General features: G+C 65.7%; 24 protein-coding genes. 12 read left to right on the top strand and 12 right to left on the bottom strand.

Annotated elements, in window-relative coordinates:
• Window positions 1–194 (top strand): Rsd/AlgQ family anti-sigma factor (locus RJQ10_RS16295; RefSeq protein ID WP_350148437.1); only part of this gene is annotated, 194 nt, incomplete at its 5' end.
• A 1-nt stretch (window position 195) separates the two neighbouring features.
• On the opposite strand, the gene bamJ is transcribed toward RJQ10_RS16295, so the two are convergent.
• Together bamJ and RJQ10_RS16285 are read right to left on the bottom strand one after the other, a co-directional pair.
• Entirely contained in the window at window positions 196–960 is a 765-nt protein-coding gene (gene bamJ, locus RJQ10_RS16290; protein WP_350148436.1) for a BamJ family beta-barrel-assembly machinery protein, read from the bottom strand.
• Window positions 961–1,065: 105 nt separating this feature from the next.
• The gene (locus RJQ10_RS16285) at window positions 1,066–1,533 is read right to left on the bottom strand and encodes a TIGR02444 family protein (protein ID WP_350148435.1); all 468 of its coding nucleotides are present in this window, start codon (window positions 1,531–1,533) and stop codon (window positions 1,066–1,068) included.
• Between the two features lie 51 nt (window positions 1,534–1,584).
• On the opposite strand from RJQ10_RS16285, the gene abc-f reads away from it, so the two are divergent.
• Window positions 1,585–3,492, top strand: coding sequence for a ribosomal protection-like ABC-F family protein (gene abc-f, locus RJQ10_RS16280; RefSeq protein WP_350148434.1), 1,908 nt, complete (start codon window positions 1,585–1,587; stop codon window positions 3,490–3,492).
• Here the strand turns inward: abc-f and RJQ10_RS16275 are convergent.
• Complete coding sequence (locus tag RJQ10_RS16275; RefSeq protein ID WP_502880251.1) at window positions 3,467–3,772, bottom strand: GIY-YIG nuclease family protein; 306 nt, start codon at window positions 3,770–3,772, stop codon at window positions 3,467–3,469. The two genes, abc-f and RJQ10_RS16275, sit on opposite strands and share 26 nt — an antisense overlap.
• Before the next feature lie 149 nt (window positions 3,773–3,921).
• Between RJQ10_RS16275 and trxA the strand changes: the two genes are divergently transcribed.
• The 3 genes from trxA (at window position 3,922) to ubiD (ending at window position 7,368) form a co-directional block, all read left to right on the top strand.
• Complete coding sequence (trxA, locus tag RJQ10_RS16270) at window positions 3,922–4,248, top strand: thioredoxin TrxA (RefSeq protein ID WP_350148433.1); 327 nt, start codon at window positions 3,922–3,924, stop codon at window positions 4,246–4,248.
• A gap of 272 nt (window positions 4,249–4,520) precedes the next feature.
• Window positions 4,521–5,789 carry a transcription termination factor Rho gene (gene rho / locus RJQ10_RS16265; RefSeq protein ID WP_350148432.1) on the top strand — a complete coding sequence of 423 codons (1,269 nt, stop codon included), beginning with the start codon at window positions 4,521–4,523 and terminating at the stop codon, window positions 5,787–5,789.
• A gap of 91 nt (window positions 5,790–5,880) precedes the next feature.
• Complete coding sequence (gene ubiD / locus RJQ10_RS16260; RefSeq protein WP_350148431.1) at window positions 5,881–7,368, top strand: 4-hydroxy-3-polyprenylbenzoate decarboxylase; 1,488 nt, start codon at window positions 5,881–5,883, stop codon at window positions 7,366–7,368.
• A gap of 12 nt (window positions 7,369–7,380) precedes the next feature.
• Here ubiD and RJQ10_RS16255 read toward each other — a convergent pair whose 3' ends face one another.
• The 6 genes from RJQ10_RS16255 to RJQ10_RS16230 form a co-directional block, all read right to left on the bottom strand.
• Entirely contained in the window at window positions 7,381–8,625 is a 1,245-nt protein-coding gene (locus RJQ10_RS16255; RefSeq protein ID WP_350148430.1) for a heme biosynthesis HemY N-terminal domain-containing protein, read from the bottom strand.
• Between the two features lie 3 nt (window positions 8,626–8,628).
• Entirely contained in the window at window positions 8,629–9,831 is a 1,203-nt protein-coding gene (locus tag RJQ10_RS16250) for a uroporphyrinogen-III C-methyltransferase (RefSeq protein ID WP_350148429.1), read from the bottom strand.
• Window positions 9,832–10,605, bottom strand: a complete 774-nt coding sequence (locus RJQ10_RS16245; protein WP_350148428.1) for a uroporphyrinogen-III synthase — start codon at window positions 10,603–10,605, stop codon at window positions 9,832–9,834.
• Window positions 10,595–11,527, bottom strand: coding sequence for a hydroxymethylbilane synthase (gene hemC, locus RJQ10_RS16240; protein WP_350148426.1), 933 nt, complete (start codon window positions 11,525–11,527; stop codon window positions 10,595–10,597). The genes RJQ10_RS16245 and hemC overlap by 11 nt, the downstream gene beginning before the upstream one ends.
• A 65-nt stretch (window positions 11,528–11,592) precedes the next feature.
• Entirely contained in the window at window positions 11,593–12,321 is a 729-nt protein-coding gene (locus RJQ10_RS16235; protein ID WP_350148425.1) for a LytR/AlgR family response regulator transcription factor, read from the bottom strand.
• On the bottom strand, window positions 12,318–13,379 hold the full coding sequence (locus tag RJQ10_RS16230; protein ID WP_350148424.1) for a sensor histidine kinase: 1,062 nt from the start codon (window positions 13,377–13,379) through the stop codon (window positions 12,318–12,320). Before RJQ10_RS16230 ends, RJQ10_RS16235 begins: the two co-directional genes overlap by 4 nt.
• Window positions 13,380–13,492: 113 nt before the next feature.
• Between RJQ10_RS16230 and argH the strand changes: the two genes are divergently transcribed.
• Complete coding sequence (gene argH / locus RJQ10_RS16225; protein ID WP_350148423.1) at window positions 13,493–14,893, top strand: argininosuccinate lyase; 1,401 nt, start codon at window positions 13,493–13,495, stop codon at window positions 14,891–14,893.
• Here the strand turns inward: argH and RJQ10_RS16220 are convergent.
• On the bottom strand, window positions 14,890–15,873 hold the full coding sequence (locus RJQ10_RS16220) for a DUF3187 family protein (protein WP_350148422.1): 984 nt from the start codon (window positions 15,871–15,873) through the stop codon (window positions 14,890–14,892). The genes argH and RJQ10_RS16220 overlap by 4 nt on opposite strands.
• A gap of 107 nt (window positions 15,874–15,980) precedes the next feature.
• On the opposite strand from RJQ10_RS16220, the gene lptM reads away from it, so the two are divergent.
• From lptM to RJQ10_RS16190, 6 genes are read left to right on the top strand one after another with little or no spacing between them, the layout of a single operon-like run.
• On the top strand, window positions 15,981–16,160 hold the full coding sequence (lptM, locus tag RJQ10_RS16215; protein WP_350148421.1) for an LPS translocon maturation chaperone LptM: 180 nt from the start codon (window positions 15,981–15,983) through the stop codon (window positions 16,158–16,160).
• Window positions 16,161–16,168: 8 nt separating this feature from the next.
• Window positions 16,169–17,419: a diaminopimelate decarboxylase gene (lysA, locus tag RJQ10_RS16210; protein WP_350148420.1), complete on the top strand. Its 1,251-nt coding sequence runs from the start codon at window positions 16,169–16,171 to the stop codon at window positions 17,417–17,419.
• A gap of 15 nt (window positions 17,420–17,434) precedes the next feature.
• Window positions 17,435–18,265, top strand: a complete 831-nt coding sequence (gene dapF / locus RJQ10_RS16205) for a diaminopimelate epimerase (RefSeq protein ID WP_350148419.1) — start codon at window positions 17,435–17,437, stop codon at window positions 18,263–18,265.
• Between the two features lie 38 nt (window positions 18,266–18,303).
• Window positions 18,304–19,011: a DUF484 family protein gene (locus RJQ10_RS16200; protein ID WP_350148418.1), complete on the top strand. Its 708-nt coding sequence runs from the start codon at window positions 18,304–18,306 to the stop codon at window positions 19,009–19,011.
• Window positions 19,011–19,925: a tyrosine recombinase XerC gene (gene xerC, locus RJQ10_RS16195; protein ID WP_350148417.1), complete on the top strand. Its 915-nt coding sequence runs from the start codon at window positions 19,011–19,013 to the stop codon at window positions 19,923–19,925. The genes RJQ10_RS16200 and xerC overlap by 1 nt, the downstream gene beginning before the upstream one ends.
• A 4-nt stretch (window positions 19,926–19,929) precedes the next feature.
• On the top strand, window positions 19,930–20,643 hold the full coding sequence (locus tag RJQ10_RS16190; RefSeq protein ID WP_350148416.1) for an HAD family hydrolase: 714 nt from the start codon (window positions 19,930–19,932) through the stop codon (window positions 20,641–20,643).
• Window positions 20,644–20,672: 29 nt separating this feature from the next.
• Here the strand turns inward: RJQ10_RS16190 and RJQ10_RS16185 are convergent, their stop codons facing one another.
• Window positions 20,673–21,011, bottom strand: coding sequence for a P-II family nitrogen regulator (locus RJQ10_RS16185; RefSeq protein ID WP_350148415.1), 339 nt, complete (start codon window positions 21,009–21,011; stop codon window positions 20,673–20,675).
• A 133-nt stretch (window positions 21,012–21,144) separates the two neighbouring features.
• On the bottom strand, window positions 21,145–22,416 hold the full coding sequence (locus tag RJQ10_RS16180) for an ammonium transporter AmtB (RefSeq protein WP_350148414.1): 1,272 nt from the start codon (window positions 22,414–22,416) through the stop codon (window positions 21,145–21,147).
• Window positions 22,417–22,439: the final 23 nt, after the last annotated feature.

Below are 22,439 nucleotides of genomic sequence, written 5' to 3'. Positions count from 1 at the left end.
CTGATACGACCGAGGTAATCCTGGCCTACGAGGACAAGTACGGCAGCGGTGACTCCTATCCGGACACACTGCGGCGGGATCTTTCGGCTCTGGGGGAAATGCTGGAATCGAGATTTGTGCTGGAGGACCAGCTCATCGCCGGCCTCCATAACAGTCACCGGCGCCAGTTGCAGGCGCCGGGTCAAACCGGCTGAATCAGCCTTCGCTGGCGGCGGGCGCCGCTTCTGCGGCAGCCTCTTCCTGCTCGGTGACTCCAATCAGCTCGACTTCAAACACCAGTGCCGCGTTGGGGCCGATCAGGTTGCCGGCACCGCCGGGGCCATAGGCCAGGTCAGCGGGGATATACAGGTTCCACTTGGCACCGGGCGACATCAGCTGCAGGGCTTCGGTCCAGCCGGCGATCACCTGGCCAACGCCGAAGGTCACCGTCTCGCCACGCTTGTAGGATGAGTCGAATTCTGTGCCATCCACCAGCGTACCGCGATAGTGCACTTCAACGGTGTCTTCGGGACCGGGGCTGGCGCCTTCACCGGCTTCCACAATTTCATACTGCAGGCCGGACTCGGTGACTACAACGCCCTCCCGCGCCGCGTTCTCGGCCAGGAAGGCTTCCGCCGCAGCCTGGTTCGCTTCCGCTGCCGCTGCCGCCAACGCCTGCTGCTCTTCCATTGCACGCTGCTGGTAGGCCATCATTTCTTCCTGGATTTCCTCTTCGGTCATGCGCGGCTCGGCGCCTCCCAGGGCATCCTCCAGACCGGCGGTGAACGCGGGTACATCCATCGGTACGCCGTCAGCTGCCATGCGCTGGCCGAGGCCGAAGGCGATGCCGTAGCTCAGCCGCTGGGTGGAATCTTCCAGCGCAACTTCGCTCGCTGCGTCTGTGTCGGGAGCAGATTGCTGGTTACAGGCTTGCAGGGCCACGGTAGCGACCAGGGCAAGCGGCAGTGCGAATTTCTTCATAATCAGATCCATTGGTGTATGAGTGAACATGCAGGTATACCGGCAGGAGCCAGATCATACTACCCGCGGCCATCACTGCGCCACCCCCGCCCCGGCCAGGGGCGTCTACCCCAGCAGGGCCAGCAGGCGGCGCCCCAGCTCCGGCGCTTCGCTGCCAGCCTGCGCCGGGGGAGATCCCAGCAGGCAGGCCAGCGCCCATAGCAAGCTGCCAGCCTGCGCGGGCCGCGGTGCCTGCCGCCGATGCCAGGCCAATATTTGTTCCTGCTGCGCCTGTTCCGCCGCCAGCTCCAGCGCCCGGACCTGCTCGCGCAGGGCAGCGGCGTCGGGCAGGGCTTTCCAGTCGCGTCGCAGCGCCCGCAACGGCGCGACGACCCGTCGGCGCCACTCGTCCACGCCCGCCGCCAGCGCCTGCCACTGGCCGGGGTCCAGCTCCAGGCCCTGCTGTGCCAGCCAGGCGGCGTACAGCAACAGATTGACGTCCGCGGCATAGTGATCCTGGGCTTCGATACAAGCCTCTGCCACCCCGGGACGCGCGTAAAGCTGCAGGGAAAATTCCCACAAGGGATTGTGCATCAGGCCTCCGGCTGGTTACCGATCAAGGCTGCGAGTAGAATGCGCGGCCTGATGATCATATTACGCGATATCGAACTGCGCCGGGGCAGCAAGCTGCTGCTGGAGGGCGCCAGTGTCACCCTGCAACCGGGCCAGAAACTGGCCCTGATCGGGGCCAATGGCAGCGGTAAATCCAGCCTGTTCGCCATGCTGCTGGGACAGCTACAGGCCGATGCCGGGGAAATCGAGGGCATGAACAACCTGCGCCTGGCGCATATGGCACAGGAAGTGGCCGCCACGGACGAGACCGCCGGGCGCTATGTGTTGCAGGGCGATGCGCGGCTGGCGCAGCTGACTGCGGATCTTGCGACAGCAGAAAGGGAAGGCGACTTCCAGCGCGCGGCCACCCTGCATACGGCCATGGAAGATACCGACGGCTACAGCGCCGAGCGCCGGGTACAGCGCCTGCTGCAGGGCCTGGGCTTTGCCGAGGATGCCGCCGATCGTCCGGTCAGCGACTTTTCCGGTGGCTGGCGGATTCGCCTGAACCTGGCGCGGGCGCTGATGACGCCCTCGGACATGCTGCTGCTGGACGAACCCACCAACCACCTCGACCTCGACGCCACCCTGTGGCTTGAACAGTGGCTGCAGGGCTATCCCGGCACCCTGCTGATGATTTCCCACGACCGGGACTTTATCGACTCCACCTGCGAGCGCATCCTCAGTATCGAGGGCGGCCAGCTGCAGTCGTGGAAGGGCAACTACTCCGACTACGAGCGACTGCGGGCGGAGATGCTGGCCAACCAGCAGGCCAGCTTCGAGAAGCAGCAGCTGCGGATCGCGCATATCGAGGATTTCGTGCGCCGCTTCCGCTACAAGGCCACCAAGGCCCGGCAGGCCCAGAGCCGGCTCAAGGAGCTGGAGCGCATGCAGCAGCTGGCGCCGGCCCATATCGACTCCCCGTTCAACTTTGTCTTCCCCCCGGCGGGGAAGAGCAGTGACCCGCTGCTGCGCCTGGACGAGGCCGCGCTGGGCTACGCGGGCAAGCCAATCCTGCGCAAAGTGAGCCTGGTGCTGCGGCCCGGTTCCCGCATCGGCCTGCTGGGCAAGAACGGCGCCGGCAAGTCCACCCTGCTGAAAAGCCTGATCGGCAGGCTGCCACTGCTCGCCGGCTCCCGCACGCCGGGAGAACACTGTCGCATCGGCTATTTTGACCAGCAACAGCTGGAGGCCCTGGACATGCAGGCCAGCGCCGCCCTGCATATCCAGCGGCTGAGCCCGGACGCCCGGGAGCAGGAAATCCTCAACTTCCTCGGCGGCTTCAACTTTCGCGGGGATTTTGCCACCAAGGCCATTGCACCCTTCTCCGGCGGCGAGAAAGCGCGCCTGGCGCTGGCGCTGGTGGTCTGGCAGCGGCCCAATCTGCTGGTGCTGGACGAGCCCACCAACCACCTGGACCTGGACATGCGCAATGCCATGGAAATGGCCCTGCAGGGCTATGAAGGCGCGCTGATCCTGGTAAGCCACGACCGCCACCTGCTGCGCAATACCGCCGATGAACTGCTGCTGGTGCACGACGGCCTGGTCGAAGAGTATGAAGACGACCTCAGGGCCTATGAGAAATGGATCCTCGCCAGCTACCGCAACAGCGACAAGCCAGCTGCGGACGCTGCTCCGGCAGCGGAAACCAGCCGCAAGGAAAAGCGCCAGCAGGCCGCCGCCCAGCGGGCCAGGCTGCGGCCGCTGCAGAGGGACATTGCCAGCACCGAGCAGGCCATGGCTGCAGCAGAGCAGACACTGGCCGGTCTGCAGGAGCAGCTGGCCGATCCGGAGCTCTACACCGACCGCGGCAAGGCACAGCTGGGACAGCTGTTGAAACAGGAAGGGAAGCTGAAAGCGCAGGCGGAGCAGCTGGAAGAGCGCTGGCTGGACCTGCAGCAGGCACTGGAGGAGCTCAACGCCGAACTGGCGGCGGAGTGAGCCCGTTATTTCCCGGCAATTGCAGCTTGGCGGAGCGCGGCAGGCGCTTGATGGCTGACTCCCGCCGCTGGGCCGCGGAGCGATCCGCCGCCAGCTCCCACCACAACAGCTGCACCGGCCGCCGGCCGCGGGTATAGCGCGGGCCACCCGCCCGCTCGCCGTTGTGCTGTGCCAGCCGCCGGCGCAGGTCCACCGTCACCCCCGTATACAGGCTGCCGTCGGCACACTGCAGCAGGTAGACCGCCCACTGCGGCACCATTGTCAGCGACTCTGCCAGCAACGCATCCTCGCCAGGGGGAATAAGGTCATAACGAAAAACTCCTGGACGCCGGTTGTACCCCAATCAGCCAATGGTATCATTGCGCCTTCAACGCAAGGGGCCGATCCACGGCGTCCAGCCAGAGACAGCCCCGCCAACTGGAGCAAACAATGAACCAAAACATCGTACACGTGAGCGATGCAAGTTTTGACGCCGATGTTCTCAACGCAGACCTTCCGGTACTGGTCGATTTCTGGGCAGAGTGGTGCGGCCCCTGCAAGATGATCGCGCCCGTGCTGGACGAAATTGCCACGGAGTACGCCGGCAAACTTAAAGTCTGCAAGGTAGATGTGGACGCGAACCCCGACATTCCGCCGAAGTTCGGTATCCGCGGCATACCTACGCTGATCCTGTTCAAGGGCGGCAGCGCAGAGGCGACCAAGGTGGGCGCGCTGTCCAAGAGCCAGCTCGTCGACTTCATCAAGGAAGTGATCTGAGCATTCCCCCGGCCGGGCGCACCCAGCGCCCGGTCGCGGCCACGGGGGCCATCCGGACGGAGCCTGCGAGAATCGGCAGCTGCGCCAAAAAGCGGTAGACGCCCCCCTCCCGCCGTGCTACATTCCGAAACGTTGCACGGCCCCGTGCCGCAATAAAAACTCTGCCACCCAAACGTTTTAACGCTGCATTCACGTCGCCCTGATCGGCATTCCCGGTCACTACGTCCGTCTGCATTGCACTTCTTCCTCGAACAACAACTCAGCACTCTTCTATGAATCTAACTGACCTCAAGACCAAGTCCACGCAGGAACTGATTGATATTGCGAAGGAGATCGGCCTCGAAAACATGGCCCGGTCCCGCAAGCAGGACATCATTTTCGCCATTCTCAAGCGCCACGCCAAAAGCGGCGAGGACATCTATGGCGACGGCGTCCTGGAAATCCTGCAGGACGGTTTCGGTTTCCTGCGCTCGGCGGACAGCTCCTACCTGGCGGGCCCCGACGATATCTACGTGTCACCCAGCCAGATCCGCCGCTTCAACCTGCGCACCGGCGACACCATCTCCGGCAAGATCCGCCCACCAAAGGACAGCGAGCGCTACTTCGCCCTGCTCAAGGTCGGCGACATCAACTTCAACAAGCCCGAGAACGCCAAGCACAAAATCCTGTTCGAAAACCTGACACCGCTGTTCGCCGACAAGCGCCTGAAGCTGGAAAAGGGCAATGGCAGCACCGAGGATCTCATCGGCCGGGTCATAGACCTGGTGGCACCGATCGGCAAGGGCCAGCGCGGCCTGCTGGTGGCGCCGCCCAAGGCGGGCAAGACCGTCATCATGCAGAGCATCGCTCAGGCGATCCTGACCAACAACCCCGAGTGCTACATCATCGTGCTGCTGATTGATGAGCGCCCGGAGGAAGTGACCGACATGCAGCGCACCGTCGGCGTACGCGGCGCTGAAGTCGTCGCCTCTACCTTCGACGAGCCCCCCTCGCGCCATGTGCAGGTTGCCGACATGGTGATCGAGAAAGCCAAGCGCCTGGTCGAGCACAAGCGCGACGTGGTGATCCTGCTGGACTCCATCACCCGCCTGGCCCGCGCCTACAATACCGTGGTGCCAAGCTCGGGCAAGGTACTGACCGGGGGCGTCGACGCCCATGCCCTGGAGCGCCCCAAGCGCTTTTTCGGCGCCGCGCGGAATATCGAGGAAGGCGGCAGCCTGTCCATCATCGCCACCGCCCTGGTGGACACCGGCTCCAAAATGGACGAAGTGATCTACGAGGAGTTCAAGGGCACCGGCAACATGGAACTGCACCTGGACCGCAAGATTGCGGAGAAACGCGTCTACCCGGCCATCAATATCCGCCGCTCCGGCACCCGGCGCGAGGAACTGTTGACCGCCGAAGACGAACTGCAGCGTATGTGGATCCTGCGCAAGCTGCTGCACAGTATGGAAGACGGCCCCGCCATCGAGTTCCTGCTGGACAAGCTCAAGGACACCAAGACCAACGAAGAATTCTTCATGTCCATGAAACGCAAATAGAAACTGCCCCGACGCTGCGGATACCGGCGCTGCCGGTGCCCGCAGCGCGCTATACTGCTCCCTTGCCCGCTCCCTGAAGCAAGGACAGACCGTGAAGTACAAAGACCTCCGCGAATTCATTGCCGCCCTCGAACAGCGCGGTGAGCTGGTGCGCATCCGCCAGGAAATCGATCCCCACCTGGAAATGACCGAGATTGCCGACCGCACCCTGCGCGCCGGCGGCCCCGCCCTGCTGTTCGAAAACCCCAAAGGCAGCCGGATTCCGGTACTGGCCAACCTGTTCGGCACCCAGACCCGGGTGGCGCTGGGCATGGGCGCGGCAGATGTGACCGCGCTGCGCGAGATCGGGGAAGTCCTCGCCTACCTGCGCCAGCCCGACCCGCCCAAGGGCCTGCGGGACGCCTGGGACAAGGCGCCGCTGCTGAAGCAGGTGATGAACATGGGGCCGAAACTGGTGCGCAATGCACCCTGCCAGTACCACGCCCGCAGCGGTGACGAAGTCGACCTGTACCAGCTGCCGATCCAGACCTGCTGGCCCGGCGACGCGGGGCCGCTGGTCACCTGGCCGCTGGTGATTACCCGCGGTCCCAACAAGAACCGGCAGAACCTCGGCATCTACCGCATGCAGCTGATTGGCCGCAACAAGCTGATCCTGCGCTGGCTGTCACACCGGGGCGGTGCCCTGGACTACCGTGACTGGCAGTTGCAGAACCCGGGCAAGCGCTACCCGGTGGCTATCGCCCTGGGCGCGGACCCGGCCACCACCCTGGGCGCGGTCACCCCGGTACCGGACAGCCTGTCGGAATACGCATTCGCCGGCCTGCTGCGGGGCAGCAAGACCGAGCTCACCGAGTGCTACACCCAGGGCTGCCGGGACCACGGGCTGCAGGTTCCGGCGACGGCGGAATTCATTCTCGAGGGCTACCTGGAACCCGGGGAGATGGCGGACGAAGGCCCCTTTGGCGACCACACCGGCTATTACAATGAGGTCGAGCGCTTCCCGGTCTTCACCGTGGAGGCCATCACCCACCGGGAAGACCCGATCTACCACAGCACCTATACGGGCCGGCCACCGGATGAGCCAGCCATCCTCGGCCTGGCGCTGAACGAGGTATTCGTGCCCATCCTGCAGAAACAATTCCCTGAAATCGTGGACTTCTACCTGCCACCGGAGGGCTGTTCCTACCGCCTGGCCATCGTCACCATGCGCAAGGAATACCCGGGCCATGCCAAGCGGGTGATGCTCGGAGTCTGGTCCTTCCTGCGCCAGTTCATGTATACCAAGTTCGTCATTGTGACCGATGAAGACATCAACGCACGCGACTGGCAGGACGTCATCTGGGCCATGACCACCCGCATGGACCCGCAGCGCGACAGCGTATTCATAGAAAACACGCCGATTGATTACCTGGATTTCGCCTCACCTGTTGCCGGGCTGGGATCCAAGGTCGGCTTCGATGCCACCAATAAGTGGCCCGGGGAAACCAGCCGCGAGTGGGGCACCCCGATCGCCATGAGCGAGAACGTGAAGGCGCGGGTCGACGCCCTGTGGGACGAGCTGGGGATTACTGCCCAATAGCGCAGCGCTCGCCTAAGCGTGCTCGGCGCTTCGCTCCGGCAACGGCAGCTGCGGCAGGTTCTTCTCCCGCAGTAAAAGCCCTTCGCGGAAAGCGGTGGCACTGGCCCGCTCCTCACCCAGGGCCGCCAGCAGACGTCCCAGCTCGGCGCACACCTCGGGACTGCGGCGCTGCTTGTAGCTCGCTTCGAAATAGTTCCGGGCCTTGCCCCACAATTGATGCCTGCAGGCGAGCCGCCCGAGACTCAACAGCAGCTGCGGGTCCCGCGGATAGGCCGCCAGCCAGGTTTCCGCCTGTGCCAGCTGGCGCCCGGGGTTGTCGAGCTCGACATAGCCATAGAGCCGGGCCAGCTCACTGTCCCAATCCTGCTTCAGCGCCCGCTGGATGGTCTTGTCGGCAGCGGCGTGGTCCCCTTCCCGAACCAGCAGTCCTACATAGAGCTGCAGCATGGCGCTGTCCTGGCGCAGACTGCGGGGCATGGTTTGCCAGCGCTGCTGCAGGTGGGATGACCCGGCGTCGCCGGCGGCATCCAGCGCAACGCTGGCCTGGAGCAGCTGGGTGTATACCTGCCGCTCCAGCTGCAGCAGTTCCTCCTCCGGCAGCACATGGTACTTGCGCAGCTCCGGCAACAGCTTCAGCAGCGCCTCCCAGTCCTCGAGCCCGAGATAGGCCGTGCTCAACAGCTTCAGTACATGGGGGTGTTTGCCAGCGTTGCGCCGGGCCCGTTCGAGCGTGGCAACTGCCTGCTCATACTGGTTGCCGCGCAGCTTGAGTTCTGCCTGCGTCAGCTCTACCGCGATACCGGCCTCCGAGTCGGACTTCTCGGCGGCGCCGAGATATTCCCGCATCCGGTCGTGGTCGCCCAGCTGGAAGCTGGCGCGGGCGGCAACCAGGTAATTCAACAGCGGCACCTCGCTGTGTTCCGCACCGCGCAGCAACTGGCGCCGCGCGGGCTCCCAGTTGCCTTCAATGAAGCTGATCAGGCCCCGGTGAGTTAGCCGCGACGCCTGCCGGGTCTTGCGCTGCCCCAGCCAGCCGGAGAACACCCGCTGACCCCTGAGCAGCTTGCGCAGCAGGGCGAATACCGCGTAGAGGACCAGCGTGGCTAGCACCAGCAGCACGATGCCCACCCAAAGGCTGGTTTCCACCGTGTAGTTTCCGTAGGCGATCAACACATAGCCCGGGTGGTTCTCGATCAGGGCGACCACAGCCACGCCCAGCAGCAGGGCGATGAGGGCCAGCAAAAGCAGTTTGCGCATGGCCTACTCGCCCTCGCTCCGTTGCAGACGCTGTTCCGTTACCGCGTCCAGCTCCCGCAGGGACCCGGAGATATCGGGCAACTCGACCGCGATCACCTGTGCCGCGAGATCATCCAGCTCGCGGGCCGCGGCCGCCGTGGCTGATTCATCGGCGAGATAGTACTCAGCAAGCCAGCGCCGGGCCCGCTGCAGGCTGGCGTGGTACAGCGGCTGGTTACCGGACAGCAGGGCCACCTGGGCCTGCTGCAACAGCATCACCAGATTCTGCCGCAGCAGGGCCTCCCACTGCGGGTCCACCAGCGCTTCCAGGGGCACATCCCGGCGCCGCACTGTGACATAGCGGGACAGGGTCGCCAGCGCTTCCTCGTAGCCCTGCCGCAAACGCTGCTGCCAATCCCCGGCCTCCCCGGCGGGCGGGCCGGCCTCGCGCTCGGGCAACTCGAAAATCACCAGCCCGGCCACCTGGTCAACAACCGCCGCCAGACGCAGGTAGAGCCCCTCGGTGTCTACCTCTGGCAGCGCGCGCAGGGCGGCGATATCTCCGGCCACGGCGCGCCGCACCGGGTGCAGGGAGACATCCTCCAGCTGCCGTAAAATAGTGTCGGCGCTCTGCAACAGGCCGCGGGCAGATACCGCGTCCCCCGCCATGATCAGGCGCTGGTTGGCCAGGCGCAGCAGATACTCGACTTCCGCCAACAGCCAGCTGTCCTGGTCGCCACCACTGAGCTTCGCCAGTTCGCTGCGCTGCTCGCCGAGCTGGGTCTCCAACGCCTGCAGGCGCCCGGTCTGCTCCTGCAGAACCTGGCGCTGCTGCTGCACCACTTGCCGCTGCTCCTGCACCAGAGGTTGCAGGCTGCCGAACTGCCGTTCCAGCGCCACCACCTCGGCGCGCAATCCGCTGACGTCAGCCCCGCTGGCAACCGGCGCGGCAGCCGGGCCGGGCCGATCATTTTCTTCCAGCGCAGCCAACCGCTGTAACAGATCGGTTTCGCGCTCCTGAGCCTGCCACAGCAGCCATGCCGCGCCTCCGCCGAGCACCAACACCAGCAGCAGGGCCAGCCAGGCGACCGCGGCACCGCCGCCGGACCTGCCGGCAGGTGCCCCGGCATCAGCGCTTGTCGCCGGGGCAGGTTCGCCAGCTGGCTGTGCGGCGGATACCGCCTCTTCCCGCTGTTCCGGCAGCGCCGGTTCTTTGTCTTCGCTCACTCACTCATCTCCGCTGCTGGCGACCCATTTTTCCAGGGCGCGAAGCATGGCCTGATCAGAGGCATTGTCCGCCACCAGGCAATGTCTGAAGCCCGCGGCTGCTGCGGAATCCGCCACCCGTGCGGAGGGCAGCAACAGCCACACATCCTGTAACTTAGAGGTTTCTGCCGGGGTAAGCAACGCCAACATATTGGCCAGCCCTTCCCCGCTGCTGAGCATGATCAGGCCAATGTTCCAACGCGCCACCGCCGCCGCAAACGCGCCGGGGGCCAGGGCGGGCGCCACGCGCCGGTAGCAGGCCAGGGTTTCCACCCGCGCACCGCGCGCTGCCAGTTCCCGTGCCAGCGCCTCGCGGCCTCCCTCGCCCTTGACCAGCAGCACCCGCTCACCGCTGCAATTGCGCAGACCGGGCAGCGCCAGCAGGCCCTCACTGGTCATGTCCGCACCGGGGGTTTGCGCCGCCACACCGAAAGCCGCCAGCGCCCGCGCAGTGCCCTCGCCCACCGCGTACCAATCGAGGCCGAGGGGCAGTTGCGGCCAGAAATTCTCGATGACCTCCATGCCGAAGCGAACCGCATTGCCGCTGATAAAGATAATGTGCTGGAACTCATCGAGCGCCAGTACCCGCGCACGCTCGACGGCCGGTAGCAGCGGCAGAGGCTCCAGCACCAGCAGCGGCAACTGGTGGGCGCCAAGCCCTCGCCTGGCGACGCCCTCGCAGAGGGCATCACCCTGGCCTGCCGGGCGGGTAACGAGCACTCCCCTAGCGGCCATACACCTCCGCCAGAATGGCACCGGCGCCCTGCGCCAGGAGGTCCTCGGCAACTGCAATCCCCAGAGCCTCGGCCTCCGCCACCGGAGCCCGGCCCTCTGCCCGCAGCAACAGGCTGCCATCGGGCTTACCCACCAGGCCCCGCAACCACAGTTCGCGGTCGCCAGCTTCCAGCTCGGCATAGCAGGCTATGGGCACCTGGCAGCCGCCTTCCAGGCGGCGGTTGAGCGCCCGCTCGGCGGTCACCCGCAGCGCTGTCGGCGCGTGGTGCAGGGCCTGCAGGAGTCCCAGCAGCTCGCTGTCGCCGCTGCGCAGCTCGATGCCCACCGCACCCTGGCCGCCGGCTGGCAGGGAGTCCGCCACAGCCATCCGCTGGCGGATGCGATCCGCCATTTCCAGGCGCAGCAGCCCCGCCGTGGCCAGCACTATCGCGTCGTACTCGCCGTCATCCAGTTTGCGCAGGCGGGTATTGACGTTGCCGCGCAGGAAGCGGATTTCCAGGTCCGGGCGCGCCGCCCGAAGCTGGCACTCCCGGCGCAGGCTGGAAGTACCCACCACACTGCCTTTGGGCAGGGCGGCAACGCTGTCGAACCGGTTGCTGACAAAGGCGTCCCGGGGATCCTCGCGCGCGCAAATCACGCCCAGGCAGAGGCCCTCCGGAAAGGTCATGGGCACATCTTTCATCGAGTGCACGGCGATATCCGCGCTGCCGTCCAGCAGTGCCGTTTCCAGTTCCTTGACGAACAGCCCCTTGCCGCCCACCTTTGCCAGCGGCACATCCAGCAGCTGGTCGCCGCGGGACGTCATGCCCAGCAGCTCTACCTGCAGGCCGGGGTGCGCCCGCTGCAGGGCGTCGCGGACAAACTCCGCCTGCCACAGCGCCAGCGGGCTCTCTCGGGTAGCGATGGTGATGGTGCGGGGCATGCGTATCGATTCCTCATCCGGGACCCGGAATCATAACAGCCCGGCCACGGTGCGGCGACCTCGTGCTAACCCCGCTGCAGCCGCGCCTTGACCTCTGCCAGGTGCCTGCGACTGACCTGGACCCTGGCGGGCACGCTCTCCAGTTCCACCCACCAGGTTCCGTCTGCTTCCCGGCGCAGGCGCTGGATATGGGCAAGTGCCACCAGCGCGTTGCGATGCACGCGGAGAAAGTCGGCTGCCAGCTCCCGCTCCAGGTCCTTGAGGGAATCCGGCAGCAACAGCTCCCGATCGGGGGCGACCGCGGTGACGTACTTCTGCTCGGCAAGAAAACAGCGCACCTCGGCTATCGGCAGCGTCTCCAGCCCCCGGTGGCCCTGGCTGCTGACCTGGGTGCGCCCCGGCGCATCGCCGCCCGTGAGGGCTGCCAGCTGCACCCGGTTTACCCGCCCCGCGCTGGCCAGGGCGCGGGCCAGGTCCGCCTCCCGCACCGGTTTCAGGAGATAGGCGACAGCCTGGTGCTGCAGGGCTTCCAGGGCATACTCGTCATAGGCGGTGCAGAAGACTATCGCCGGCGGCTGCGGCAAGCGGTCCAGCTCCGCCGCAACCGCCATCCCGTCCATGCCCGGCATGCGGATGTCCAGCAGCAGCAGGGAGGGCTCCTCCCGCGCCAACACCGCCAGCGCTTCGTCACCGGACCCGGCTTCCAGCACCACCGCATCCGGACGCAGTTTCTGCAGCAGGCGCTGCAGGCGCTGACGGGCCAGAGGCTCATCGTCGACCAGCAGAATCTTCAAGGCTGGGCCTCCAGTGGATAGCGCAGCTCCACCCGGAAACGGCCCTGGGCGGGCACGCGCCGCAGGCTGGCATCATCGCCGAACAGGGCCTGCAGGCGCTGCTCAATATTGTTCAACGCCATGTTTTCTCCCCGGCTGATACCGGGGCGTTCCGGCACCGGGTTCTCCACCGCCGCCACCAGTTCGCCTCCCTGCCTCGCCAGGTGTACGCTGACTGTCCCGCCCCCGGGCAACAGCGACACACCGTGGTAGACCGCATTCTCCACCAACGGCTGCAGCACCAGGCCGGGCATCGGCAGCCCGGCCAGCCCCTCCTCTATCTGCCAGTCCAGGCGCAGGCGCTCACCCAGCCGCAGCTGCTCAATGCCCAGGTAGAGCTGGCACAGCCGCAGTTCGTCGGCCACTGTGGCATCCACCCCGGATTGCCGCAGGCTGGCCCGGAACAATTCCGCCAGATCCTCCACCGCTTCCTCGGCGCGCTCCGGGTGCGAGGCAATCAGGCTGGCAATGCTGTTCAGGGTATTGAAAAGAAAGTGCGGGCGGATGCGGGTCTGCATGGCATCCAGCCGCGCCTGCAGCTCGGAACGTTCGCGCAGGGCGAGCTGTTGCTGGAGATAAAAGTAGCGCAGGGCGATACCTGCCACCAGCCCCGCCACCAGCAGGTTGCGCAGCAGCCACCAGTGGCGATCCCCGGGGCCCAGCCACTGCGCAAAGAAGCCCAGCACCAGCTGGCTGGACAGCGCCGTGACCAGCAGCACCAGCAGGATGCTGCCGGCGGCGGCGACAAACAGGCTGCGGCGGGCAAACCAGCTGCGCAGGGCGCACAGCAGGACCGCGCTGAACAATACCAGCCACTGTACCAGCAGTGAGCCCGAGGCAAACACCGCCCAGTCGAAGGACGGCAAGCGGCTGACGACCAGAGTATGGATCAACACCACCAGCTCAGACAGCAGCACCAGGAAAAACACCGAGCGCGGCGCGCAGAGGTCGGGAATAAAGAACTCGCCGGAAGCTCGCGCGCTCGCGGCCGCTGCCTGCTGTTCCTTCGCATCCCCCATCTGCACGATCCCCGCGTTCCCCGGTGGTATACTTGCACCCTTGCGCGGCGGGAACAAGCGCAAGCCAGACCGCAACCGCCTGCCACCGGGCCACTGACAAGCGAAAGGACAGCATGAGCAAGCACACGGATACCAGCAAATTGTGGGGCGGGCGCTTCACCGAAGCCACCGACCAGTTCGTCCAGCGTTTCACTGCCTCGGTGCAGTTCGACCAGCGCATGGCGGACGAAGACATTCGCGGCTCCCTGGCCCACGCCGATATGCTCTGTGCCGTGGGAGTCCTCAGCGAGGAGGAGCGCGAGCAGATTCACCAGGGTCTGGGCCAGGTCCGCGAGGAGATCGCCAGCGGCCAGTTCCAGTGGTCGGTGGAGCTGGAAGACGTGCACATGAACATCGAGTCGCGATTGACCCAGCTGATCGGCAACACCGGCAAGAAACTGCACACCGGGCGCTCGCGCAACGACCAGTGCGCGACCGATATCCGCCTGCACCTGCGCAGCGCCATCGACCTCATTGGTGCCGAACTGACCCGCCTGCAGCGCGGCACCATTGCCCTGGCCGCATCCCACTGCGACACCATCATGCCCGGCTTCACGCACCTGCAGACCGCCCAGCCGGTGGTGTTCGGTCACCACCTGCTGGCCTGGAACGAAATGCTGGAACGGGACTACGGCCGCCTGATGGACTGCCGCGTACGGCTCAACCAGTCACCACTGGGGGCCGCGGCGCTGGCCGGCACCACCTACCCCATCGACCGGGAAATGACAGCGAGGGCACTGGAATTCGACCGGCCCACGGAGAACTCCCTGGACTCCGTATCCGATCGCGACTTCGCCATTGAATTCTGCGCCTTCGCCGCGCTGCTGATGACCCACCTGTCGCGGATTTCGGAAGAGCTGGTGCTGTGGACTTCGGCCCAGTTCAATTTCATCGAACTGCCGGACCGCTTCTGCACCGGGTCTTCCATCATGCCGCAGAAGAAGAACCCCGACGTGCCGGAGCTGGTGCGCGGCAAGGTGGGCAGGGTCAACGGTCACCTGGTGGCCCTGCTCACCCTGATGAAAAGCCAGCCGCTGGCTTACAACAAGGATAACCAGGAAGACAAGGAACCCCTGTTTGACACCATCGACACCGTGCTCGGCAGCCTGCGGGCCTTTGCCGACATGGTGCCGGCCATCCGCCCGAAAGCGGCGCCGATGCGAGAGGCGGCGCGGCGCGGCTTCTCCACCGCCACTGACCTGGCCGACTATCTGGTGCGCAAGGGCCTGCCGTTCCGCGATGCCCATGAAGTGGTCGGCAAGGCCGTGGCCCACGGAGTCGCCACCAGCACCGACCTCGCCGACATGAGCCTGGAAACACTGCAGGGATTCAGCGGCGATATCGGCGCCGACATCTTCGAGGTCCTGACCCTGGAAGGTTCAGTGGCCGCGCGCGACCATCTGGGAGGTACCGCGCCGCGGCAGGTCGCCGCCGCGGCCGAGCGTGCGCTGGCCCGGTTAAGCACTCGCCCCTAGCGCGGACGGTAGCGCAAACTGGCCTGGAAGGTGACGTCCGGCGCGGTTTCCACCCGGACATCCTCGACAAAGCCCAGATCCAGAGCCCAGTCCTCGCTGAACCGCCAGCGCGCGCCGGCGGTCAACAGCAAAGCGGTTTCGCCCAGCGCGGTGAGGTCGCTGTCCAGAGGTGCGCTGTGGCTGTCGAGCTGCAGCAGCAGGGACAGGGCATCACGCCAGGCCCAAACCACCCCCACACCGGCAAACCAAAGATCCCGCTGCTGGACGGCTCCCGGCAGGTCGTAGCGACCCGCGCGCAAGTAGCCCGCCTGACCCTGCCAACTGAGACGGCTGCCGGGAGCGGCGTGGCCGGCGCGCAACACCAGAAACCCATCTTCCGCCCCGCTGCCGAGAAAATCCCGCTCCCTGCCGGTGGCGAACTTGTAACCGGCACCGGCGCTCAACTGCCAGCGGTCGTCGCGGTACAGGGTCCGGTGCAGGGCCAGGGTGATATCGCCGATACCGCCGGAGGAATCCTGCAACTCGAAGTCACCAGCGGCTGACGCGTAGCGATAATTCAGGCGGTCCCGGGGCACCTGTTTGCGGCCGCCATCCGGCATACCCCAGAGGTCATGCCAGCCGTCGATCAGGCTGTCCAGGGAGCCGCCGTCATGGGTCTGCACCGGCAGTTCCAGTTGCAGCTCCCAGTCTTCGGCAAGGCCATAGCGAAAGTCGAAAGCCAGGCGCCAGGTTTCGCCGTCCAGCACCACCGCCTCGCGGCCGTTGCTGTCCACGGCGAAGTGGCTGGCGATGGCCATGTGCGTGGCAAACTGCAAGCTGCCGGGGTCGGCCAGTTGCGCCGCCCGCGGCGAGGGCAGCCCGAGCAGCCCCGCCACCGGGCTCAGGTTTTTCACATACAGCGGATCCGCGGCAAGGACGGCCTGTGGCAGGGCCAGCATGCTCCCGGCAAGCCCAATCACCAGACTCCGGTAGTTGCACATGGGTACTTCCCCAACAGTTTCCTGCCGCGATAGTACACCGCCGGGGTGACAGATTCTGCCGGGGAATCAGGTATACTGCGCCTTTTTCCCAGCCGGACTCAGCTTTCATGCGCAACCTGTTGCCCTCCACTGCTTTCGCCCTGGCGCTGCTGGCCCTGTCAGGCTGCGGCCAGACAGGGCCCCTGCAGTTGCCACCCCGGGAGCCAGCACCCCCAGCGGCGGAGCCACAGCCGCCAGCGGGCGACACAGAGGTTGCCCCAGCGACAGCACCGGCCAGTAACGGATAATCCCGACCATGAGCAGCTTTCATTATCGCGACGGTGTCCTGCACGCCGAGCAGGTCAGCGTCGATGACATCGCCGCGCAGTTCGGCACACCCTGCTACGTCTATTCCCGGGCCGCCCTGGAGGCGGCGTTCCGCGCCTACCAGGACGCGCTGGCGGACTGGCCCCACCTGATCTGCTACGCGGTCAAGGCCAACTCCAATATCGCGGTGCTGGATGTGCTGGCGCGCCTGGGAGCGGGCTTCGACATTGTCTCGGTGGGCGAGCTGGAACGAGTGGTGGCCGCGGGCGGGGATCCGGCTAAAACCGTGTTTTCCGGCGTCGCCAAAACCCCGGCGGAAATGGCGCGGGCACTGGAACTGGGCATCCACTGCTTTAACGTGGAGTCCGCGGCCGAACTGGAGGTACTCAACCGCGTCGCCGGCAGCATGGACCGGCTGGCGCCGGTGTCCATCCGCGTGAACCCGGATGTCGACGCCCGCACCCATCCCTATATCTCCACCGGCCTGCGGGAAAACAAGTTCGGCCTGGGCGTGGCGGAGGCCCTGCCCCTGTACCGTCGCGCCGCCGCCCTGCCACACCTCGACGTGCAGGGGCTAGACTGTCACATCGGTTCCCAGCTGACCGAGCTGAGCCCCTTTATCGACGCCCTGCGGCGCCTGCTGGTGCTGGTGGACGAACTCGCCGCGGAGGGCATTGCCATCCGCCACCTGGACCTGGGTGGCGGGCTCGGGGTGCGCTACCGCGACGAGCAGCCGCCGGCGATCGGCGACTATATCGCGGCCATCCGTGCCGAGTTGGGCGAGCGGCAGCTGCCGCTGGTATTTGAGCCGGGTCGCTCCATCTGTGCCAATGCCGGCCTGCTGCTGACCAGGGTGGAATACCTGAAGCAGACCACGGAACACCACTTCGCGCTGGTGGACGCAGGCATGAACGACATGATCCGCCCAGCCCTGTACCAGGCCTGGCTGGACATCCAGCCCAGCCACCCGGCCACGGAAGGAGTCTCGGCGCTGTGGGACATCGTCGGGCCGGTGTGCGAGACCGGCGACTTCCTCGGCAAGCAGCGGCAGCTGACCCTGGCCCAGGGCTCACTGCTGGCAGTCTTTGGCGCCGGTGCCTACGGCTTCAGCATGAGCTCCAACTACAACAGTCGGCCCCGCGCCGCCGAAGTGATGGTGGACGGCACCGCCATGCACGAGGTAAGGGCACGGGAAACCGTAGCCGAACTGCTGCGGCTGGAAAGCCGCCTGCCGGCCTGAGCAGGTGGCGCTGACATGCTGCTGAAGTTCACCAAAATGCACGGCGCGGGCAATGACTTCGTGGTCATCGACCTGATCAGCCAGCGCTACCGGCCACGGGAACAGGACATCCGCATGCTCGCGGACCGCCACTTCGGCATCGGCTGTGACCAGGTTCTGCTGGTCGAGGCTCCGGACAGCCCGGATGTGGATTTTCGCTACCGGATTTTCAACGCCGACGGCAGTGAAGTGGAAAACTGCGGTAACGGTGCCCGCTGTTTTGCCCGCTTCGTGCGCGACAAGCAGCTCACCGGCAAGCGCATTATCCGGGTGCAGACCGCGGGCGGCATACTGGAGCTTCGGGTGCGGGACAAGCACCGGGTCGAGGTCGACATGGGCATACCGGTGTTTGCCCCGGCTGACATCCCTTTCGCCGCCGCGGAGCTGGCAGACCATTACGCCCTCGCCGTCGACGGCCAGCGCCTCGAGATCGGCGCCCTGTCCATGGGCAACCCCCACGCGGTGCTGCGGGTGGATGACGTGGACACCGCGCCCGTCGCCACAATCGGGCCCGCGCTGGAGCGCCACCCGGATTTTCCGCAGCGGGTCAATGCCGGTTTCATGCAGGTGATGTCCGACCGCGAAATCCGCCTGCGCGTGTATGAGCGGGGCGCGGGCGAGACCCTCGCCTGCGGCACCGGAGCCTGTGCCGCAGCCGTGTACGGCATGCTGCGCGGCTGGCTGCGGGATACCGTGACAGTGCAGCTGCCCGGCGGTAAGCTTGAGATCAGCTGGGCCGGAGCAGGCCGACCGGTCATCATGACCGGACCCACTGCCGTAGTGTTTGAAGGCAGCATCAAGATCTGACGCCGCGGTGCGGCAGCAATTACGGAGAGAGACAGACCATGCCAGCCAAAAAGGAACCGGCAGTCACCGTGGCCAGCCCCGAACTCAACGATGAATCCGTGCGGGATTACCTGAAACAACACAGCGACTTTCTCCAGCGCCATCCCGACATGCTGGATTTCCTGCATGTATCGCACGCATCGGGTAGCGCGGTGTCGCTGGTGGAAAAGCAGGTTACCGTATTGCGGGAGCGCAATATCGAGATGCGCCAGCGCCTCAACGCGCTCACTGCCAATGCCCGCCACAACGACAAGCTCTACGAGCAGACCCGGCGCCTGGTGCTGGCGCTGCTGGACGCAGAGTCGCTGCCGGAGCTCTGTGGCACCTTTACCCGGGCCATGCACGAAGACTTCGAGGTCGAACACGCCAGCATCATCCTGTTCGGAGACCGGCACAAGGCCCCCGCGGGGGTGCGGATCGAGAGCGGCGAGCGCGCGCGCATCGAAATCGGCGCCCTGCTCCGCGGCCGCAAGGCCCTGTGCGGCCCGCTGCGCACCGAGGAACTTAACTATCTGTTTCCCGAGGCCGGCGCGGTCGGCTCCGCCGCCGTCATGCCGCTGCTCAACGGCGAGGAAGTCGGCGTCATCGCGGTCGGCAGTTCCGATGCCCACCGCTACAGCAGCAGCATGGGCACCCTGTTCCTGCAGCATATCGCCGAGGTCCTGGTGCGCCTGCTCCCACGCCTCGGTGTCGGCCCGGGCAGCTGATGCCCGCCGCCGCCACGCCCCTGGCGGACGCCAGCGTCGCCTATATCAATTACCTGCGCGACGTGCGGCAGCTCTCCCCGCACACGATCAGCAACTACCAGCGGGACCTCCAGTCGCTGGTGGCTTACTGCGCTGTGCGCCAACGCGAAGACGCCGGCGCTGTGCACGAGGCCGATATTCGCAGCTGGGTGAGCCAGCTGCACCGGCACGGACTGGCCGGCAGCAGCATTCAGCGCGCGCTGTCCGCGGCGCGCTCGTTCTTCCGCTACCTGGGGCGGGAACAGGGGCACAGCCGGAACCCCGCCGCGGCGGTACAGGCACCGCGCCAGCCCCGGCGCCTGCCCAAGACCCTGGACGCAGACCAGGTCAACAAATACCTGCAGTTTGCCGGCGATGACCCCATGGCCCTGCGCGACAGCGCGATTGCCGAGCTGTTCTACTCCTCCGGTCTGCGCCTGGCGGAACTGGTGGCAATCAACCTGGACGACATTGACTCCCAGGCGCACCTGGTAACCGTGACCGGCAAGGGCCGCAAGACCCGCACCATTCCGGTTGGCTCGGTGGCCCTGGAGGCCATCAGCCGCTGGCTGGCGGTGCGCCCACCCAGCAGCGACCCGGCCCTGTTTACCAGCAATCGCGGCCAGCGTATCAGCGTGCGCAACGTGCAGGCCCGGCTGAAGCTGCAGGGTCGTCGCGCGGGCATGTACCAGGACGTGCACCCGCACATGCTGCGCCACTCCTTCGCCAGCCACATGCTGGAGTCCAGCGGCGACCTGCGCGCGGTACAGGAGCTGCTGGGGCACGCCAACATCGCTACCACCCAGATCTACACCCATCTGGACTTCCAGCACCTCGCCAAGGTCTACGATGCGGCCCATCCGCGGGCCCGGCGGCGCAAGCCGAAGGCGGATTGAGGCCGTGAAGATCGCCGTCATCACCTTCGACCTCGACAACACGCTCTGGGATGTGGAACCCGCCCTGCTGCGGGCCGAGCAGGCCCAGCGCGACTGGCTGCTCCAGTATCGCCCGGGTTGCATCGAGCACCACGATCACGACAGCCTGTGGGAATTCAAAAAGCGTGTCTGGCAGGGCCACCCCGAACTCGCTCACCACGTCAGCCAGATGCGCATCCGCATGCTCTACGAACTGCAGCGGGCAGCGGGCTATAACGATGCAGACTGTGAGCGCGGCGCCATTGCCGCTTTCGCCGCCTTCCTGGAAGAGCGACACAAGGTGGAGCTGTACGAGGAAGCGCTGGAGGTACTGAGGGAATTGGCTGGACACTACCGGCTGGGCGCCCTGACCAACGGCAATGCCGACATCTACAAGACCGATGCCGGGGAGTATTTCGACTTCGCCTTTCTGGCCGAAGAGATCGGGGCCAGCAAGCCGGCGCCGGACATGTTCCAGGCGGCGTTGGCGCAGACCGGGGTGCAGCCCGGCCAGATCGTGCATGTCGGGGACAATCCTGAACACGATATTCTCGGCGCCAGCCGGGTTGGCATGCGCACGGTCTGGGTCAACCTGCAGGGCGCCACCTGGGATCAGCAGGGCCTGCTGCCGGACGCCGAGATACAGACCCTGCGCAAGCTGCCGGATGCCATCCGCCGCATTGACCACACCGGGCGCTGAACCCGGCGCCGATTACCGCTCTGGCAGTATCAGATGGCTTCTTCGCCGGTCTCGCCGGTGCGGATGCGGATCACCTGCTCCATCTCGGTCACAAAAATCTTGCCGTCGCCGATCTTGCCGGTATTGGCGGCCTTGATGATGGCTTCGATCGTGGCATCGAGATGGCTCTCGCCGACGGCGATCTCCAGCTTCAGCTTGGGCAGGAAATCGACCACGTATTCAGCGCCCCGGTAGAGCTCGGTGTGACCGCGCTGGCGCCCGAAGCCCTTGACCTCGGTCACGGTGATACCCTGCACCCCGATATCCGAGAGGGCGGCGCGAACATCATCCATTTTGAAGGGTTTGATAATTGCGGTGACCAGTTTCATGGCGGTGCTCCGGCGCGTTCAACGAAGCAGCCATTATGGAAGGCGGGCGCAGAATCGCAAGGGGTGGGCACAAAAAAGGGGGCCCGAAGGCCCCCAAAGCACGCATTGCATCAATGCGCCCGCAAGACTGGAACTATTTCTGGGAAACAAACTCCGGGTAGGCTTCCATCCCGCACTCGGACAGATCCACCCCTTCGTACTCCTCTTCCTCGCTGACCCGGATACCCATGACGGCCTTGAGGATTGCCCAGGTAATCAGGCTGGCGCCAAAGACCCAGATAAAGATCACCAGGGTGCCGACCAGCTGGCCCATGAAGGTGGCGTCGGGGTCGGACAGCAGTACCGCGAAGATGCCCCAGATACCGACCACGCCGTGGACAGAGATGGCGCCGACCGGATCGTCGATCTTGATCTTGTCCATGGCCACGATGCTGCCCACCACGATGATGCCGCCGATGGCGCCGATGATCATCGCCAGCAGGGGCGAGGGATCAGCAGGCTCGGCCGTAATGGCGACCAGGCCGGCGAGCGCGCCGTTCAGGGCCATGGTCAGGTCTGCCTTGCCGAACACGAGGCGCGACAGCAGCAGGGCCGCGATCAGGCCGCCCGCAGCAGCAGCGTTGGTGTTCAGGAACACGTTGGCCACTTCGTTGGCTACCGCGATGCCGCCCAGTTTCAGGGTGGAGCCGCCGTTGAAGCCGAACCAGCCCATCCACAGGATAAAGGTACCCAGGGTTGCCAGCGGCATGTTGGCGCCGGGAATGGCACGGACAGAACCGTCAGCGGCATACTTGCCTTTGCGCGCGCCGAGCAGCAGGACGCCTGCCAGGGCCGCCGCCGCACCAGCAAGGTGCACAATACCGGAGCCGGCGTAGTCGCTGTAGCTCAGTTCACCGATGAACGGCACTGCCTTGCCACCCCAGGTCCAGCCGCCCTCGATCGGGTAGATGAAACCGGTCATGACTACGGCGAAGGCCAGGAAGGCCCACAACTTCATCCGCTCTGCCACGGCACCGGACACGATGGACATGGCGGTGGCGACAAACACCACCTGGAAGAAGAAGTCGGAAGCACCCGAGTACACCGAGTCGCCGCCAAAGCCGGCTTCAGCGGAGTCCGCCAGCACCGCGGCCACGGCCACGTCATCCATTTGGGCAACCGTGGTCACACCGGACAGGAAGAAGCCCCCGTCGTACATGAAGTGGTAGCCGCAGATCAGGTACATGGTGCAGGCCACCGCGTACAGGGCCACGTTCTTGGTCAGGATTTCAGTGGTATTCTTGGCGCGAACGAGGCCTGCCTCCAGCATTGCGAAGCCTGCCGCCATCCACATTACCAGCGCGCCGCACACCAGGAAGTAAAAGGTGTCCATCGCATACTGTAATTCAAAAATCTGGTTTTCCATGGGATTCACTCTCGTTGGTTAGT

Origin of the sequence: Haliea sp., from assembly GCF_040222615.1 — a bacterium.
GTDB lineage: Bacteria > Pseudomonadota > Gammaproteobacteria > Pseudomonadales > Halieaceae > Haliea.
This window is presented reverse-complemented; position numbering and strand designations above follow the sequence as displayed.